General features: G+C 52.6%; 19 protein-coding genes. 1 reads left to right on the forward strand and 18 read right to left on the reverse strand.

Features of this window, described 5'->3' with window-relative positions:
* Positions 1–51: 51 nt before the first annotated feature.
* The 16 genes from NQ495_RS06790 to NQ495_RS06865 all read right to left on the reverse strand — a co-directional run bounded on the left by NQ495_RS06790 (position 52) and on the right by NQ495_RS06865 (position 16,302).
* On the reverse strand, positions 52–606 hold the full coding sequence (locus NQ495_RS06790; RefSeq protein ID WP_009133705.1) for a hypothetical protein: 555 nt from the start codon (positions 604–606) through the stop codon (positions 52–54).
* Between the two features lie 116 nt (positions 607–722).
* Complete coding sequence (locus tag NQ495_RS06795) at positions 723–1,193, reverse strand: DUF6808 domain-containing protein (RefSeq protein WP_009133704.1); 471 nt, start codon at positions 1,191–1,193, stop codon at positions 723–725.
* Entirely contained in the window at positions 1,190–1,606 is a 417-nt protein-coding gene (locus NQ495_RS06800; protein ID WP_009133703.1) for a hypothetical protein, read from the reverse strand. The genes NQ495_RS06795 and NQ495_RS06800 overlap by 4 nt, the downstream gene beginning before the upstream one ends.
* Entirely contained in the window at positions 1,599–2,060 is a 462-nt protein-coding gene (locus tag NQ495_RS06805; RefSeq protein WP_009133702.1) for a phage holin family protein, read from the reverse strand. The genes NQ495_RS06800 and NQ495_RS06805 overlap by 8 nt, the downstream gene beginning before the upstream one ends.
* Before the next feature lie 63 nt (positions 2,061–2,123).
* On the reverse strand, positions 2,124–2,378 hold the full coding sequence (locus NQ495_RS06810) for a hypothetical protein (RefSeq protein WP_009133701.1): 255 nt from the start codon (positions 2,376–2,378) through the stop codon (positions 2,124–2,126).
* 21 nt (positions 2,379–2,399) lie between these two features.
* The gene (locus tag NQ495_RS06815; protein ID WP_040294180.1) at positions 2,400–6,173 is read right to left on the reverse strand and encodes a BACON domain-containing protein; all 3,774 of its coding nucleotides are present in this window, start codon (positions 6,171–6,173) and stop codon (positions 2,400–2,402) included.
* Positions 6,173–7,564, reverse strand: coding sequence for a BACON domain-containing protein (locus tag NQ495_RS06820; RefSeq protein WP_009133699.1), 1,392 nt, complete (start codon positions 7,562–7,564; stop codon positions 6,173–6,175). The genes NQ495_RS06815 and NQ495_RS06820 overlap by 1 nt, the downstream gene beginning before the upstream one ends.
* On the reverse strand, positions 7,554–8,423 hold the full coding sequence (locus NQ495_RS06825) for a hypothetical protein (protein WP_009133698.1): 870 nt from the start codon (positions 8,421–8,423) through the stop codon (positions 7,554–7,556). Before NQ495_RS06825 ends, NQ495_RS06820 begins: the two co-directional genes overlap by 11 nt.
* A 229-nt stretch (positions 8,424–8,652) precedes the next feature.
* Positions 8,653–8,967 carry a hypothetical protein gene (locus NQ495_RS06830; RefSeq protein WP_009133697.1) on the reverse strand — a complete coding sequence of 105 codons (315 nt, stop codon included), beginning with the start codon at positions 8,965–8,967 and terminating at the stop codon, positions 8,653–8,655.
* A 147-nt stretch (positions 8,968–9,114) separates the two neighbouring features.
* Positions 9,115–9,540: a hypothetical protein gene (locus NQ495_RS06835; RefSeq protein WP_009133696.1), complete on the reverse strand. Its 426-nt coding sequence runs from the start codon at positions 9,538–9,540 to the stop codon at positions 9,115–9,117.
* 56 nt (positions 9,541–9,596) lie between these two features.
* Positions 9,597–11,744, reverse strand: coding sequence for a hypothetical protein (locus NQ495_RS06840; RefSeq protein ID WP_009133695.1), 2,148 nt, complete (start codon positions 11,742–11,744; stop codon positions 9,597–9,599).
* Complete coding sequence (locus NQ495_RS06845; RefSeq protein ID WP_009133694.1) at positions 11,744–13,459, reverse strand: hypothetical protein; 1,716 nt, start codon at positions 13,457–13,459, stop codon at positions 11,744–11,746. Before NQ495_RS06845 ends, NQ495_RS06840 begins: the two co-directional genes overlap by 1 nt.
* Positions 13,440–14,078, reverse strand: a complete 639-nt coding sequence (locus NQ495_RS06850) for a hypothetical protein (protein ID WP_009133693.1) — start codon at positions 14,076–14,078, stop codon at positions 13,440–13,442. Before NQ495_RS06850 ends, NQ495_RS06845 begins: the two co-directional genes overlap by 20 nt.
* A 454-nt stretch (positions 14,079–14,532) precedes the next feature.
* Entirely contained in the window at positions 14,533–14,730 is a 198-nt protein-coding gene (locus NQ495_RS06855; RefSeq protein ID WP_009133691.1) for a hypothetical protein, read from the reverse strand.
* Entirely contained in the window at positions 14,730–15,614 is an 885-nt protein-coding gene (locus NQ495_RS06860) for a hypothetical protein (protein WP_009133690.1), read from the reverse strand. Before NQ495_RS06860 ends, NQ495_RS06855 begins: the two co-directional genes overlap by 1 nt.
* Before the next feature lie 49 nt (positions 15,615–15,663).
* Positions 15,664–16,302, reverse strand: a complete 639-nt coding sequence (locus NQ495_RS06865) for a hypothetical protein (RefSeq protein ID WP_009133689.1) — start codon at positions 16,300–16,302, stop codon at positions 15,664–15,666.
* 3 nt (positions 16,303–16,305) lie between these two features.
* On the opposite strand from NQ495_RS06865, the gene NQ495_RS06870 reads away from it, so the two are divergent.
* A complete protein-coding gene (locus NQ495_RS06870; protein WP_147513029.1) occupies positions 16,306–16,560 on the forward strand; it encodes a hypothetical protein in 255 nt (84 codons plus the stop codon).
* A gap of 62 nt (positions 16,561–16,622) precedes the next feature.
* On the opposite strand, the gene NQ495_RS06875 is transcribed toward NQ495_RS06870, so the two are convergent.
* Both NQ495_RS06875 and NQ495_RS06880 read right to left on the reverse strand, forming a co-directional pair.
* Entirely contained in the window at positions 16,623–16,892 is a 270-nt protein-coding gene (locus tag NQ495_RS06875) for a helix-turn-helix domain-containing protein (RefSeq protein WP_009133688.1), read from the reverse strand.
* A gap of 225 nt (positions 16,893–17,117) precedes the next feature.
* On the reverse strand, positions 17,118–17,417 hold the full coding sequence (locus tag NQ495_RS06880; protein WP_009133686.1) for a hypothetical protein: 300 nt from the start codon (positions 17,415–17,417) through the stop codon (positions 17,118–17,120).
* Positions 17,418–17,810 lie beyond the last annotated feature (393 nt).

Consider the following 17,810-nt stretch of genomic DNA (forward strand, 5'->3'; position numbering starts at 1 on the left):
CGGCTTTTGTAAGCCGACCTTTATTGTTTAACATCATCTCAGGGCACGGAATCAAAGAATGGTATCACCGGGAATGGGATCAATCGGAGGCTCTATGCCTCCCCCGCCGCCAGGGCCTGTTCCACCCCCGCCGGAACTGGTCCCTGTAGCGACACCTGTGACATTCAGGTTGACCGAAATATTTGAAGGTACCACTTTTACGCTATTCAAATCCAAATAAGTGTATGAAGTGGGGCTAGCCGGAATCGGTTCGCCATATTCCGACAGGTCTAAATCGAAATTCATATAGACAGTTTCGTTCGGATTTCCATTAAAATTAACGTTTTTCAATTCAAATGACAATCCTTTGATGCCATATTGTCGGCATTGTATCGGATTAACTGCCGAATAGATAGTATTGCTCCATCCACCTAACCCTAAACGTCCGCCCCATGACGTAGTTATTTCACGGAGACTTTCAAATACGACATACACATCCACCGTGGCAGAGGCTGTTGCTTTAGTCTGAATTGCGTTTTGCGCAACGGGGGTTTGTGTCTCTGTAACATTTTTTGTGCAGCCTACCAGGGTGAGTAAGCAAACTGCCAATGAAAGCAAATTCTTCATAATCGTCAGGTTTTAGTTCGCCTTACTAAATTAAGACAACTTTTACAATAACACAAGTATCTGACATACAATTATTAAAATAAATATTTTTAAAAAATGCAATTTAATATTTGAATCTAAAACGAAATCAAATTATACTGTACTCCTATCCCAATATAAGGTTGCACGCCTTGCCGCGTTAAAGCTGCCCCGGCGCTCACGCCGATCCCCCAGCGTTTCGGCCTGCCGGGAACCCCGACCCGCTGGATAACGGTTTGTGTAACCGTCCGGGGATAGACTTCGATACTGTTTGCCTGCACATTGTAGCCCTCTACCTCCATACGATAGGTCGAATCGTCGGTAAACAGGTAACGACCGATCGGAATGGGAAGGTGAATAGGTTTCCCGTCTGCAGTATCGTGGATGGTGTCATACCGAACGATATGCACGTATTTCGGTACCGGCACCGTATCTCTGATCGTGTCGAGACGCACGACTGGCGGCAAAGTATCGTACTGTACGATCTTAACCGGGTCGAAATTCTTTGTCCAGCGCCCCAGCAGGAATACGACGACCAGTACTGCAATTACGATCAAAGCATTTTTCATTTCTTGTGCTTTAAGAATCGTTCCCACGCCTGGTTATAGTCTGCGGCAGAAACATCCATCCCCGTCTCAACCCGGAGCATCGCGCGCACGATAGGCTCCATCACCGAACGATCGGTTGTCGTCAGGCGGCTGGTGCGCGGCACCCCGGAAAGGTTCGCCACCGTGGAAATGTAACTCTCCGTATCGTTCCCGTCTTCGGGAGGTGCCCACCGCCGGATCATCTTCTCGATAGTGTCACAACCGTACAGAAGGCGATAATTATTGAGCAGGTGGTAGATTGCACGAATGCCCCAGGCCATCGTCTCGAAGGTCTTGAAACTTTTATCCGGCCCGGCCACCTCTCCCCGCCACACCGATCCGTCTTTGCGGATATTGCCGGGATTGTTGTTGCGAATGCCTCTTGCGTTACTCATCGTTCGTTTCTTTCTCGGGTTTCTCTCTACCCAGTTCCTCCACCAGCTTTTTCAGATCGTCCTTGTTGGCGATGATCTTCCCGGCCAGCAGTGCCGATTCCGCGAACCTGGTCTTGTCCTCCGCCTTCTCGAAGATGCTTTTCAGCTCGATGAAGCAGAGGAACAGCGCCCCGATGATCGTCAGGTAAGGCAGGCACGGCAGAGAGCAAAAGCTGTGCGCTTGGGAGACGATCAGCAGCGCGTCCATAATCGAGACCACCAGCAGCATGTTGTAGTAGCGGGCGATCTTGTCTACCGTGCGTTTGTAGCCGTTACTCATGCGCAGTTCGTGCCGGCGGCGGGCTTTGCGCACCCCGCTCCACAAATCCATTACGATTGCACCGAACACACACAGGTAGATGAACGCGAAAAGGCTCAGGTTATCGGCGAGGGCTTGTAAATTCAAATGTTCCATATTCGTTATTTTACTGGCCGGGAAAGCCCGGAGGAATTTCCGCCGGGTTCTGCCGCCGAATAATTATCCGATCATTACGATGGCCCACATCACCAATGTCCCGGCCATCACGGATACAAAATCCTTCCAGAACTTCGGATCTGTGTAGTTACCGTTCTTGTCCTTGTATTCCTTGCCGGAAGTCTGTTTGATCCCGGCCCACGCAATCGCCACGATCAGCGCAGGAAAGAACGAGAACACGCCCATGTTCAGGGCCACTCCGCAGATTGCGGTCACCACCATCCCGGTGATGATCTGCCAAAGGTTCGGTTTTGTCATTGTCGATTTGCTTTTAGTCTATTACCAATAATAAATTGCATTTCCCGAATCATAAGGAGGAGTCAGGTTCAGATCTATTTCAAAGATTTCACAGTATGGATAACTCGGACCGCCGGCATAGCCTTGCGCCGATGTCGATCCGTTGTTCAGGGTGGTGAAAGTATCTCCGCCCCCTCCCATATCGTCGTGATAGGTTACCCCGATCCGCAAAGTATCCCTGACCGCCTCCGAGGCCGAAATGACAAACGTCCCCGCAGACTGGTTGTAGGATAAACTTAAAGTAATGGATGCTTTCTCCGGACCGGGACCGGGACCCGGATCATGCCCCGCCTCCTGTTGGGTGACAATACAAGTTCCCCTCACCATAGTTTCCCTGTCCGGCAACATGATAGACCTATTTCCAACCGCCGAAGATCGTGCAGTCTCTGTTGTGTTTGCTGAACTGGCCGTAACAGTTATTTCCACATATTCTGTACTTCCATAATTACCGTCCTCCATAATACGGGAAGGTGATATTGTACAGAATTTTGACGATCCTGTTACTATAGATTCATCCATTTTCACGGCGAACGGTAGGGTGAATATTTCCAATTCCCTATAAACAGTTCCGGTACCGTTCCATGTCCATCGTTTATTAGGCATATACAGTTTGAATTTTCCACTCGCACCCGAAGTTTTTGCCAGTGTCAAAGTCTCAGGAATAGCATACATTACAGGCTTCGCATCTTGGTACATCTTTGATCCGGCAGCTTGATTAATCGTGATGTCGCTCGTTTTACCGTCATACGTTGCCCGATAGACGCCCGTGACGATATTGGCCGTCGTATTGTTACCGAATGACACGGTAGAACCGCCAAGCGTACCGCCTCCGGACTGTTTCGAGTAAGTAGGTGTTATGGAAATAGTCTGGGTTTCCTGCTGGGTATCGGTTACTATACCGTTCCATTTTATGCTGACGGTTCGGGTTTGGGAGGCTTTCGTCGAAAGTGAAGATGAACCACCGGCCGCAGCTACATTCGTACTTGAAGCCGTGATTTGAACACTTTGAGTAATCCACGCACCACGTTCGATAGTCTGGGTACCTGCCGCCTGTGCTATCGTAGTATCGTCCGTTTTTCCCCCGTAAGTAGCACGATAAACCCCCGATTTGGCGGCATTCGTTGTGTTGTTGGGGAATGATACCGCTGCTGCACCACTCAAAGAACCGCCCCCGGAAACCTTTGCATAGGAAGCCGTCACTGATACGGTTTGCTTTTCTTGTTGGGTGTTATTTACAATGCCATTCCATTTCGTCGTCTTTGTTCGGTTCTGTGTGGCTTTTGTGGACATTTGGGAAGTGCCTCCGGCCGCGGCGACCGTGGTCGGTGATGCAAACATATCGATAGACGTGGTCGCCCAATCTGTATATTCTATGCTTTGAACTCCCGCCGCCTGGTTATAGGTAATATCTTTGGTCGCGGTCTTACCGTTCAGCGTCAAGGTGATCCGCACGACGAAACCGTTGCGGGCGCTTGTACTGGTGTTGTTGGTCACCGTCACGGTCGACCCAGAAAGACTGAATCCCGTCTTAGCCGTTTGAACGGCATAAGACAGCGAACCGCCCGAAGAGGCGGAAGCCGGAGAGCCCGAAGTGTACGATCCGCCCTGCGAATAAGTTAACCCCGAAGCCACGTTGTTGGTACCTCCCGCGGCTGCAATAGACACCGGCGTAGCCCGTGAAATGACCGGGTCGTTCCATGTCAACACATTTGCATCCTGATATAAAACCAGGTGATTAGAAGTAAGCCCGTCATAGGTCCAATAGATCGTTCCGCGTCTTCTCTCGCCAGCGGTTACCCCACGAGACATTACATGGTACCCGCCATTTCCCCAGGCTTCCATCCATCCACCGCCTTCATAAAGAACCATTCCTGACCTATCCCCATCAGCACCGTTCTTTTCTTCAATGGTTGAACCGGAAGTATATAAATAAGTTGTATATCTTCTAAAATTAATATAGCCTCCTCCGGCAGGGACCGCCCCCCAGTCCGCAGGTTGGACCCAGGTAGCATCAGCAGCATAAGCGGCAATTCTAATCGAACTGAGGTTCCTGGCATTCGCGGCCTGCCCTGTATTCCAGGAAACAGCCTTGCCACCATAAGAAGCTGTAAAATGATTATACCTGTTAGATCCTTCTACGGTACCTCTGGAAGGAATGATTGCCGTATTGCCATTTATGGTGATACCCGCATACTCCCCAAGACTTGTATAGGCCGTAGAACTCCTGACATCTTCCAACGACGTGGCTCCGGATGTATAGGAGTAATTGGCGTTGCAAAAGAAAGTGAATATCCCGCCAGCTGCACCCATCCAATCATGCTGCCGAATGTCCGGCGGCATATTGGAAGAAGATTCACACCCTGCGCTTAATCCGGAAAGGGCTCTGGCATTCGCCTCCTGCGTACAGGCGGCGGTTTTGGATGCGGATGTAGTTTTTGTCCCGGCGGCATTGTACGCCGCAGCCGGGGTCCACACCCCATCGACTTTCCGTGTGACGATTCCCGATGTACGGGCATTACCGATTTCGGTTCCCCGCGCGGTACCCGTCAGGGTGCCTGTAGACGCGTCTACCACCGTAAATCCGTTCTGCACCGATCCGAGCGAATAGGTTACACCGACACTGAAAATACCATAAACGGATGATGGGGCTTCGGAAGATGTGGCACCGCTGCTGAAAGTGAATGTCCATGCACCGTCGGCATTGACGGTCGGCGAAATGGAAGCCGCTCCGGCTCCGAGGGTACCGTAACTGAATGTGGATGCTTTCACGGCAAGCGAACTCACATAGTTCCCGGCCTGGTATACATCCGTGGCTTTGTACGTGTTTTTACTGCCCTCTCCGTAAGCACGCAATGCCAGACTGCCGATTTTCGTTCTGTTTTGAATCGTCGTTCCCAAGGAAGGGGCCGATACCGGATCGTCCCATACATACGTGACTGCACCGGGACGTGTCGCCCCGGAAGTATAACTGATTGTCTGTGTAAAGTCTGTAGCCAAAGTCCCCTCACTGATTGTTCCTCCGGAGGCCGGGATATCCGCAACCGTGATATTCTTTGGCGTTACATTTCCATAAGTAGCGCTGTTCGCCTCCTGGAATACTACGGCCTCTTTCGCTGCGGATTTTCCGTTAAGCGACACCGAAACCGTAGCTGTCGCAACGGTCGTCTGGCCCGACTCCGTCGTACCTTTCGTGGACGCGGACACCGTTCCGGTGGCAGCATCTACCCCGGAACCGGAATAGGCGACCGTGGCCCCGGAAGTAATCGTTCCCCCCGATCCGTTCACGCCGTTCCAAGTCCACGGTTGCGAGTACGCAAGCGTCGGCGATACCGTTCCGCCCCCGGCCGGAAGCACTCCATAGCCGTAAGCCCCGATGGAGATCTCCCCATAGGACTTCGCCCCGGCCGCCTGTGCCAACGCACACGTCGCGGTTAAATCCTCCGAAACGACTGTTAATGCACCGCTACGGGCAACAGTAGTCGTGTTGTTGTCAATCGTGAGCGTCAGTGTTGCGGTGCCTGTCCCGGACTGAGATGAAGCACTCCATCCCACCGGAACGGAGAGTGCCCACATCTGTCCCTCTTCGACCGCAACGGTCAACTCCTGCGATCCTCCTGCGGCGGCGAAGGCCAGGAGATCGGCAGACAGGGCCAACGACGCATTGGGATACACCTGCTGCGAGCCAAGGTAAGACGTGGCTACAGGGGTCGCACCCAGATACATTTTGGCTATCTTGTTATTCCCAAGTGTAATCATTACCAGGTATAGGTTGCATTATCCGTGTTTACAGGCTGAATCTCAGTATTATTTACTTTTTCAATGGTGACGCTACCCGAAGGAGTCAGGCCGCTAACTTCGACCTGCCCGCCCGAGTTTCCGGATTGAATATTGATATACTGAGGTCCCCACATGTTTGTTGAGTCAAGATAGCCCCGCACCTCCACTGTGATGTCGTCGAGACAGGCCTGACTCGCTTCCGCTTTGACGATGGGCGTCCCCAAAGCGGGGAAATCCATGGAGGCAGAGAGTGTGATCGTCGGTTTTTCCGGATCGGGCCCGGGATCGTGCCCTGCCTCTTGAAGATAGCTGCATGAAGCCGTCATCCCGCCACCCGAAACGGTGATCGTTCCCCGCACCGATGCCGGGGCCGGATTCTCCGGAGCCGCTATCGTTACCGTCGCCGGACCCGTTCCGGAAGCAGGAGAGGCGCTCCAACCCGAAGGCAGGCCGGTAACAGACCAATTCAACGAAGCATTACAATTAACTTGTAAAGTTTCGGATTCCCCTTCACCGGCAAAACTCAAGGACGAGGGGGTGACTGTGAGATAGTTCGCCCCGGTCTTGAGTACCACATACAGCGTATTGGCATCCCGGACACTCAACGCCGCGTACTCATCTTCCGTCCCGGTCCAGAGTTTTTTATATCCGCTGCCGTTGCTGTTCTGATCCGTGACCGGAGAATATGAGGCGGGTTTACCGAGCAGGCTCTCGAACGTAGTCCTGTGGGGGTTGCTTCCATCCCTGACCTGCGAATGGTCGTAGGCTGCTTTTCCCCGGTCGCCCCGGTAAGCGGTAGAAGAGGTTTCACCCAAAGCCAAAGATTTGGAGATTTCCACGTACCCCGTTCCGCTCCAGCGGTAAGTCAGGTTGGTGTCTTTCGTCACGTAGATCTTTCCTTCCTCACCTGTGGACGGGAAATCGCCCGGCGACGGATACTCCAGCACGTCGTCCACGTAGGAGGGCAGCTGTGAAGAGGGAACCAACCCGCCTGCGTCCAACGATGCCACTCCTCCGGCAGCACCTACTTTCGTCTTGTCTACCTTGTGGGTGTCTGCGTAATCTTTCGCGGACTGCAACGTTTCTGCATCGGCTGCGGCAAAGTCTGTTCGGATGGCTCCTTCGCGCCCATTTGTATACTCCCTGGCACTGGCCAGCGTTGCAGCGTCGGCCGCCGCAAAATCTTCGCGGATAACCACCTCCCGTTCATCCGTGTAGTCCCTGGCCTCCCCGAGCACCCGTTCGTCCTGGACCCTGGTCATGCCCACCATACTGTCGAGCAGGTCCTGCAGCACGACGGCCGTGATCTCCTGGTTGTAGTTGGTCTTGATCACTTCGGCAATAGCCGCTTTCAGTTCGCTATATGTCATATCGTACGGTATTGTAATCCTGATTGTAATCGAAATTGAAATCCCCGCCGTAACGGCCCTCGTACTGGAAGTGACGGTCCTTCTCCAGTTCGATCTTGTAGAGGTACATCGGGTAGTCGCCGTGGATCGAAGTCATCTCCGGCACGGCGCTCTCGCTGCGGGAATACTTCATCTCGTCGATCAGCACGAACGAGGTCGAGAAAATATAGTTGAGTTTGTCGGCAACCCAGTTGGGAACCCCGAACCCGCCGCCTACGCTGAAAATATCCTTGCGGTAAGGCAATGCCGAAAGCTGCTTGTAGCGGTCGCTCTGGTCGCGGAATCCTTCGCTGTCCACCGCAAACGAACTTTCGGAAGGCAGGAAACATCCCTCCACACGGAAATCGAACATCCGCTCCGGACTGAAAACGGTGTCGAATTCGTCCCGCCGGTGGTTGTAGGTGATGCGTACCGTTCCCTCCTCGCGCACGGGCACTACCCGGAACGAACTGCGGGCCATGAGCCTGTCGGAGGTCAGCGCAATGTAGATTCCGAAGGTGTAGCTGCCGGGCGCCAGTTCATTGAACATCACCTCGTAAACTTTTCCCTGCGTGCCCTGCTCGCTGTTTTCGAACGCCTTGAGTTCGGTCGGGTTCAGCACGGAGGTTTGACCCGTATCGTTATCGGTGATACAGGCTTTGAAGGAATAACGGTCGGTTGCGGCGTACTGGACACGAATCCGGTCCCACCGTACGAACTTCTGTTCGTAATGGCACGGAGTCTGGAAATCGCGCCGCCAATCGTGCTCGAAGTTGAGCGAGCTGAGCGGAGAGATTTGCAGGTCCGGCGCAAAGGGGTAGATGATTTTTCCTTGTTCCATAGATCGTTCTTGCTTTTAGCAAAAATACGATACCACAGACCGCAAACCTCGGCTTTCAGCCTCGGGTTTTAGACAGAAGAAGGATGAGTTTTAGACATAAGAAAGCCCTCGAAAGAGGGCTTAATGTAAATTTATACGAACGAGGAATTTAGCCTTTAATAATTTCCACGAAACCTTACGTTCAAAATATAACATCCAGGGTAACATCTACATGCATAACAACCATGAATTATAGCGATCGTAAAATAAATATCAGAGCTATGCAACCTATAACAATCCATACCAGCCAAATAATGTTTCCTTTCCAAGAGGAAGAATCTTCTTCCTCTTCATCCGTCGTAAATGGCTGGACATACGTTTGCTGCGGAGCAGGAGATACCTCTTTATGCATCGTATTGTCCGTTCTTTTCTGTAGAGCGTCATACAATAGATGATATATACGGTCGATGTTATCGGATGCACTTATAATTTTAACAATAAGTACGATCTGTACAACAAACATAATGATCCCTACAACAAGTAAACCGATCAATAAATCTTCCATGTGCGTTTTTTAGGGTTTGAATTATAAATATATTTTGTATTTCTGAAATTTCAAATTCAAATTTCCCTTCCGTCCCCCGGCGAATACAAACGAACCAGGCCCCCAAGGGGGCCTGTTCCATAAACGATAAAACTGTCCGTTCTGCACTCAATTCCGCTCGTAAGCATAGTCCGGATTTCCCACATACTTGTCTGGGTCGGAATTTTCCTGCCACCACATATACAACAAACCGTTATATTTACAAATGAATTCTTTTAGCCTATTGTCTAAGACCAAAGTATAGACCGTACCTTTGCTGCACTCCGGTCCCTTCTCGAAATGATACGGTTTACCATCATAATCATACATCAATTTATCTCCGCTTCCTAAAAACAAACGATAATTAACAAATTTGAAGTCTGAACGGAAACCGATATAGTCACACCGCGATGATGGGTGATCCACTTCTTGCCAGAGTCCGAGAAACTGGTTGTTGATGCGGGTTTGTTCGGCCATATCGAGCGGTTCGCCTTCGTTCTTGTCGCAGCCTGCGCACAGCAACAGCGCACTCAGCAGGAATATCAGTTTTCTCATAGCAAACAGGTTGGGTTTGAACAGTAAATATAAAGCGATTCCCCCGGAATTCCAAATCACTCAACCATCCACAGCTGCCATTCCGTTTCAGTTTCCAACGAGTAGTTTTTCATAATCTTTCGGATAAAACCCGCCCGCCGGACACCGTCGAACGTAAATTTTACAAGCCCGTTCCAGTTTTCAGGCGACGGCAGGTCCTTAAAGTTGCCCGTCGCGAAGCTGTACGTCACCGGCCTGAACAGTTGGTCCGACGTGGCAATCTCCACATCCCGGTAAATATTCTCGGAGCCGATCGAGGCATTCCGGTTCATGTCCGTACCGGCAAATCTCAGCCGAGTCGTCGTGATCCCCAGCAGACTCCTGTTGGCCTGCACCAGCCAATAGGGATTGAACGGGGCGTTGAACATACTGACTCCGGTATCTTTGTCGGTAATTTGCTGTGTCTTATAAGTGGCATAACTGTTCCCGTCATCGTTCAGCGCGACAAAGAAAATATCGTTATCGGCACTGTCGTCGGTCGATTTCGATTTATTGTCCGCCTCGCGGCACAGCAGCTCGATCCCGATGGAGTCGGCCCGGTAGGGGCTGATCAGCTCCAGGGTCTTCTCTTCGCGCCGCAGGAAACCTGTCGTGTACTCGAACGTCCCGTTCGCCTCGGCCCGGCCGTTGACGCTTTCGTAATCCTGTTTATCGTAGCCGATCTTGACGTTGGTGTAGGCGTAGGCGTCGGAGGCTTCGATTTCCAGCCCTTCCACTTCATCATCGGCCAGCTCCAATGCGGTCGTACCTTTTAGAAAATACTGGTCCCGGGGTTTGAACAAAATGTGATTCCCGGTGATGCCATACTCGTAACCCAACGTACGCATCCAGTCGACGAAATCGCTGAATTTACCGTGCAGGACGGCCTCCTCGAATCCCCGGAGACTTTCGGCGGCACTGATCCTGACCTGTGCCGGATACAATTCTCCCCAGTCGATTTCTCCTGTGTAAGTCCGGTGCGCGCTGTCTTGTTCTGTCATCAAATCAATAAACTTCTGCAATAACTGCTGCGGATCGATTACCCCTATATCCTTGAATTCATTGAGATTTTGTCCAAAAAATGACATCGTGACTTTCGGTTCGGGATCTTCGGCCGCCCAAAACCGCGCACTTGACCGATACCCAGCGATAGGGTGATCTATGTTATTTTTGTTGAGCACTGCAAAAGCCAGACAGTCTCCCGCATTCAGGTAGATGCCCGGAAATGCCGGATGGCCTTGGCCTTCGGCAACCTCATAATCCCCATCCGAGGTCCAGTCGATATTCCATGCACACCTCCACTCGCTGCTAATTACTGAATAAGAGGATTCATCCGGAGTCCACTCTTTAATCACTTTGTATCCGGTCCCGACGGACTTCCACAGCAATACACACCGTAAATGGGCCATATAATCCATGACGGTTGTTTTACAACTGGCGCAAATCTTGGTTTTAATGGTTACGGTGAACGGCCCGTATAATTTGCCCGCCTCGGCGGATTGAAAGAAAAAAGGAGCCAGGTCATTGTACTCGCCCCTGCCGTCGGCATCGCTGTGCTCCTGAGTTTGGAAAATATTCTCATAGCCGCCGGGAGTCATTTCGACTGCGTTGACATTCATAAGCAGGGTCGCAACGTCTCCCTCCAAAACCGTAATCGTATTGGCATCTTCACTTTTAGGATCTTCATCCCACGGAGAAATAGACCACGATCCAGTGTCCAGCAAACGCATCCGTTCGTAATGCCACTTCTTACTGTCGGCGATTTCGCTCACCTTGATGTCGTATTTCGTACTTTTCCGGGAGCTGATATACTCGGCCAGATCGTCGTTGATGCTCTCGATTTCGACCCCGTTCCGATCGGCCTTGTAGGTCGAAAAGTCCAGGCGCATCTCCCTGACCAGCGTATAATCGTCCGAAAAGTCCGCGCGTTTGTAAATCCGGAACAAGGCTTCGGCATAAAACCCGTTGGCCTCGAACAGTTTTTCCAGCAGCTCCTTCGCGGCAAAATGGAAGGTAATCGGGAACGACACCTCGGAGATTACCCCGGTAGTATCTTCCCGGCACTGTTCGATTTCGAGCTCTTTCCAACTGCCGACATCGTTGGTAACGTCGATCTCTGTGGCGCCGTCTACGACTACACCCTGTGTGTCGACCAGCGCAAATTTGGTTGTCGGTTTGGTAATCATCAGTTGAACGTTTTAGTGTGACGGAGGTTGGCCCGCAACGTATAGAACCGGCGGTTGGCGCGGTCGCGGTTCACCCCGAATAGGATCTGATTCAACACCCGCGTATTTTTCTCTTGGGTATTCACGATCCTGTCGACGTCGATATTGATTATCGTCCGGTTATCCGGCCTGCTATCGATTTTCGGCAGCGGGTCGAGCGAATCGATCGCATCGGCAACGGAAGGCACGAACAGGTCGAGGTTCTTCATCGCCTCCTCGACCGAAGGGAATACCACCGACCGGGCGGGCAGGTCGACCAGCGTATCGCTGGCCGGAGTGCGGAACAGTCCGCCCGACGGGGTCATCACCACCTCCGGCCGGCCGCCGTCGCCGACCACGGCCAGTCCGCCGGGGTGGTTCCGGGTACCGGCAGCGTATTCGGGCAGGGGCTGAGCTATTGCGATACCTAATTGCGCAGCTCCGGCGGCAGCAACGATTCCGGCCAAAATAAAATTAGGCAATGCCTCCACCACAGCCGTGGCAGTATTCAGGATAATTTCGAAAATAGTTTTTTTCTTTTGCATCGCCGCTTTCTGTCTAGCCAGTTCTTTTTCCCGTTGCTCTTCTTTCTGGGCGATAGCCGCTTTTCGGGCATCGGCCTGCTCTTTAGAGATCGCACCCGACATCTCCAGTTCATCGACCCGGCTACGCTGCTCATCAGCCGCTTCTTGGTTCGCTTTCGACTCTCGGTCAATCCGTTCAATAGCAGCATTAAACGCTGCATCACTCACCTTTGCCCCCTCTTTGAAAAAACCGATGAGATCTGCTTTTACCTTTGCTCTGATTTTCGCTTTCTCTTCTTCTGTTTTTTCGGTCTGTTTAACCTCTTGCGCTCCCGTTGTCTGCACGAGAGCAAGAACTTCTTTCCCAATCGTCTCTTTAATCTTCAAAGTCTCCTTTCCGGTCAACACATTGGCGGCAATCAACGTATTGGAAGTGCTTTTCATGAGAGCAATGCGTTGCCGATCTATCTTTTTTTCCGTCTCCACCGCAATTTCCCGACGAGCATTTTCGTCCTCAGTCATCGCCAACATGGTTTGACCACCCTCACTTTCTATTTTAAGTTGCTCTGTAATAGACCGTGTCTCAATAGCGGCAATCTCGAACGCCAACTCTTCGGCAATGCGCTGTCTCTCTTTCTGGTTGCCGGCATCCACCTTCTGCTCCTGCGCCCGCTGCTTGATCAGCATATCTATCTGGCTCTGGGCGCTCGCCTGCAAGGTTTGTTCTTCATAAAGCACATAATCGTCGAGAGCCTTTTTCCGCACATCGTACGACTGGGTCGGATCGTTCGCAATCGCTCTGTTTTCCCGGCTCTTTTGCCCGGCCTGTATGGCTGGGTCTTTCCGTAAAGCACTCTGGTCCCCTCTGTCCCGTTCCAGGTTCTGCCGAAGCTGGGTATCGAGCAGTTTTTTGAGCTCCGTCCGTTTCTGTTCGGCCGCAGCCCGGGCATGGAGCGCCTGGGCATACGCCTGTGTGGCGGCGTCTACCTCCTTTTCCGCCTTCGCCAGTTGTTTGAAGCCTGCCGGACCTTTACTCAGTTTGATTTGCAGCTTGTCCAGCGAGGCTAACATCTGGATCAGCTTCCGGTTATCCTTGTCTATTTGGTCGCCCAGCATCGCGAGTCCCTTGGCAACCGCTTTGTAAACCAGCGTATTATTTGCTACGTTTGTCATATCTCAATGTGTTTTTATAATCCTTTAAATAACCGGCATACTCGGCCAGCGAAATATCCGGCGTCAGACGAAATCCCGCATGTTTGCTGAGAGCCACCAACTGATCGTTGAACTCTCCCGGCGTGCAGCTCTCCCGGCCGTTCCCTTCGAGCAATGCTTCGTAACGGCGTTTTTCCTCACGGATTTTGATTTTCAGGGCCCGGATTTTCGCGTCGATCCTTCCGGCGAGCTTTCTCCATCCTGTTTCGTCTCCCGGCAGCACTTGCACCGGAAGACCGTTGCGGTTAAGAAAACGCAACACTGCCTGGGAAAGCGACAGCTCCTGCTCTTCCCTATCTTCCGACCGTCCCTCTCCGTCCGCCGCCGGTGCGTCCAGTTCATTTTCCCACGCCTCACGCCGGGTCAGCTCTGCCGCCAGCAATTGGGCGGCTATCGACAATCCTAGAATCCGCATCCGGCACAATTGCACTTCCCGTATCCGGTTGTTCAGCGAACGGCAAAGCGCATTTCCGGAGAGTTCGTGAAATTCTGCAACGAGCGCCATGCGGACCTCTTGCAGCACCTCTTCGGGCGGATTCCCCCCGATCACCAGCGCCCGCAGGTTATCGTTACACACCATCTCGATATAGGCCCTCAGCGGGCATTTGTTGCAGCTGTCATACAGCGTATATGAACTCCCGGACCCGTCCGGGCTTCCCGGCTTTGGTCCAGCACTCTTTGCGGTCGCAGTAGATTTTTCCATCCTGTTCGTAAATGACATAGTCCGTTTTTTCGAGACCGGCAAGACGTTCCGCCAGCCTCTTTGTTTTTGAATATTCGCTATCCTTGTGTTTGAAGCATCCGCAGGGCATAATCCGAATTTACAATACATCCAAATCCTCAATCCTTATCAATCATCTTCCGGAACGCCCCCGGAAGCAACCGCGTTCCCGACCGGAAACCTGTTTCAGCACTCAGTCGCAACATGCTGTTCGCCCAACCGTCTCACAGGCCTTTCGTCCAGCGGCGACATCGGGGAGCCAATGTGGCAAAGGGTGCGAGGCCCGAAAGCCGCCGCACCCTCCGGCTGTCATTTATGAAGAAGGTTGGATTTTCTTCCTGGGAGGTTTCACCGTCTCGTAAACTTCGGTGATCCGCTGCGTTAGGGTTTTCTCGTCGAGTCCGGTCCAGGCGAGGCTGCGGGCCGTGTCCCTGATGTAAGCCTCCTTTTTCGCCGTGCGAATGGCCTCCTCGTTGAAATCAATCGAGAACGTCCCGATTCTGACCTTCATTATGCGGACGCGCTGACGTCGGCGTACTCCCCGACGCCGTCAAGACCGAGGATGTCACCCGCCTCAAGGACGCTGGCGGATGCCACACGGTATTTGCCCGCAGGGGCGATCGACAGCAGTCCGGCAGCCGAGTCGAACGTCGCGGTGGTCGCCGCCGTGCCCGAATCGTTGATAAACATATTGGCTTTCCACTTGTCGCCGTACTCTGCGGTAATATCCTCGCCGCCGCAGGCGGTCACCACCGAAGCGGTCCCGGTCGCACCGGCCTTCAGCGCTACGCCGATCAGGCCGTCCGGCACGTTGGGCAGGCCCACCTCGAAGGCGTGCATGTTCTTCTCCTCCGACTCGTTGGAAGGCGTGTAATAGGCGTACAGCGAAAGGTTGTAGGCCGTCGAGCCGTCGGTCGGGGTCCGCACCGCGTAGAGCGTAGCCTCGAAACCGGCAAAGTAGTTCTTGCCGTCGCGCACCACTACGGTACCGTACACGAATCCTTCGTCGTCGACCCGCAGCACGCGCATTTTGCGTTTGTTGAACTTCGAAATCTCTTTGTAGAGGCAGTCGCCCGCATCGACCTGGTAGGCGATGTTCTTTGCCGTGAGGTTGGTCGGAACCGGCCCGCCGTAAGTACCCAGGTCCGGCGCATTGACCTCTCCGCCGTTGATGGTCATGCCGACCACGCCTTTGATGGGATACATCTTCAGCGCATCGGCCGTGGTGACATACCCCGACAGGCCCGACACGAAATCCTCCGACTCCATCGGATAGAGGGCGTTTTTGCCCGTAATGAGCAGCGCCGATACTTTGCCCTCTTTCTTGGGGCAGCTGCCGATACCCGTGTAGGGGGTTCCCATCGCGCCGCAGTTGCTTTTGATTGATCCTAACATAATAATTTGGTTTTAAGGAATGAATAAAATATTGATTTGGTGAAAAGGTTCAGACGGACAGGAGATCCGCAATATTCTCCGTCACCCGGTCGTTCTCCGTCGCGATCTGCTCCAGTTGGCGCTGACACAGTGGCTTGAGCACGAGCGAAAGGTTGTGCAGTTCGATCGCATCGACATGCTCGCCGTAGAGGTCTTTGATCTGCGCCGCATTGCCTCCCGTGGTGAACACCTCGTAATAGTCGTGCGGAGGCAGGCCGTAGTCCGTCAGGAAGTAACCCGACAAGGCCGCCTGCCGCATAAATTCGTCGTAGACCGGACGCAGCACCCTCTCGAAAAGTTCGGCCTCGCGCTCCCGGGTCGTCCACGTGCTTTTCACCGAACCCGCAATGGCGAGGTTGTAATTGAGCGTCACCGCATCGCCCTTCCTCTGCTGGCGGATCGACTGGAAATTCAGCACGGCGGGAAACTTCAGCATAGACCCGTTCACGGCCTCTCCCAGTTTAAGCAGTACCGCCGAAATTTCGGCCTGCGTGCCGGGAAAGTGCCAAAAACCGAACTTCCCGTCCACAAGACAGTTCGGGGCGTAGTAGTACCCGGCCAGTGCGTCCAGAAAGGCTGCGTTGCGGTTCAACGCTTCGCGGGTGCGCCAGACGAGCGACCCGATAATCGTATTCGGAGAAACAGTCATAGATTGAATGTATTGATTGGTAAGAACCGTTCCCGGCAGGTAAAGTATATGCTGTCGAGAAACATTATTTCGCTGCTTTGGCCGCGGTTATTTTTAGGCGCCGCCACCCGGTTCCGCCGCAGGAACTTTCAGCGCCGCAAAGCCGGGCGAATAGCCTTCACCGCTCCAGGTGAAAAACTACAGGCCGGCCGGAAAAACCTCGATCTGATCCAATTGGAGAAACCCGTTCGTGCGGTTGTTATCCATCAGCAAAAATAGGTCGCCCATAAGCGAAAAAATCAGAAAACAGCCTTGAGTTTTAGACAGTAGAGGGATGAGTTTTAGACATCGTCCATCCTCTTCTGGTATCCGAGCGCTTTGCGGTCCCCGATTTCAAGCAACCCCTCGGCACGCTGGATACCATGCACAATTACGCTATGCGAACGCCGGTTGAACAGCCGGGTCAGTTCTACACAGGAAGCATGCCGGTCGCGCAGCCTTTTCCAGATCAGTTGTCTCACAATCGACAAATCCGATCTGCGGCTACTTCCAATAATCTCCTCCAGGGAAAATCCACATGCCGCTGCATACCTTTCAACGATTTTTTGCATATTTCTTCTTTTAGGACAATTTATCTCAATTCGCACGTTTTAAAATCCACCGTCAACCGGTAAAATCCCAGCACATCCGATCCGATCAGTCCTCTTACGTGGCATAGACGAAGGGGACACGGTCGGAGACGATCTTGCCCGGCTTGTTCTTGTTGAGCTCACAGGCGGCAAGAATCACGGCTGCGAGTAAGGATAGGTAAAGTAACTTTTTCATGTGCCGGAACATTAAAAATTCACGTCTGTATAGTAGTACCAGTATTTTCGTATAGCTTCAAAAGAACACTTGAAATGCTCTGCGGCTTGCCACATGGTGTCGACTACTCCATTCGGGCGGCAAATTCCTTTCTTTGGCCTGCCGTGTATTAACACGGGATTCTGTTGCTTGATCCACTCCCTGACCGCAAGCGCCCGCATTCGTGTTTCATCCAAAATGCGGAGTTCGGCCAACCTGGCGAATAAATCTTCCGGGGTTTGTACGCTTTCCCGTATTTGTCGGAATAGCTCTTTTTCGTAGGTGGTCTCCATATTTCAGGTTTTTTGTTATTTTTGCATCGCCCTTGATTCCATAGTCGGGGGCAGGGTTAGTAGTAATAGGTTGGAGGGTGAGGCGGACACCCTCCGTTTTATTTTCCGCCTTGCGGCATCCCTGCCGCGCTCTGATGCGGTCTCGCGCCATCCGGGTCAGGCGGCTGAACGGTGTCGCCTTCATTTTCGCAGGCTTGTCTGTCGGGGAGATCGTCCGGTAATCGATCCGCTGCTCTTTGCACCGCGTTTCCCAAATCGACGCATCCCGGTTGACCGATCCGGCCCCCTGCAACTCCTCCCGCCCTGCATTGCCATACCACTTCCGCAACCGGGCATCCTCGATGCGGAGTTTGATTTCGTGCCCCGTCTCCAGGGCGATATTCCGGCAGATCA

Origin of the sequence: Alistipes indistinctus YIT 12060 (assembly GCF_025144995.1) — a bacterium.
Taxonomy (GTDB): domain Bacteria; phylum Bacteroidota; class Bacteroidia; order Bacteroidales; family Rikenellaceae; genus Alistipes_A; species Alistipes_A indistinctus.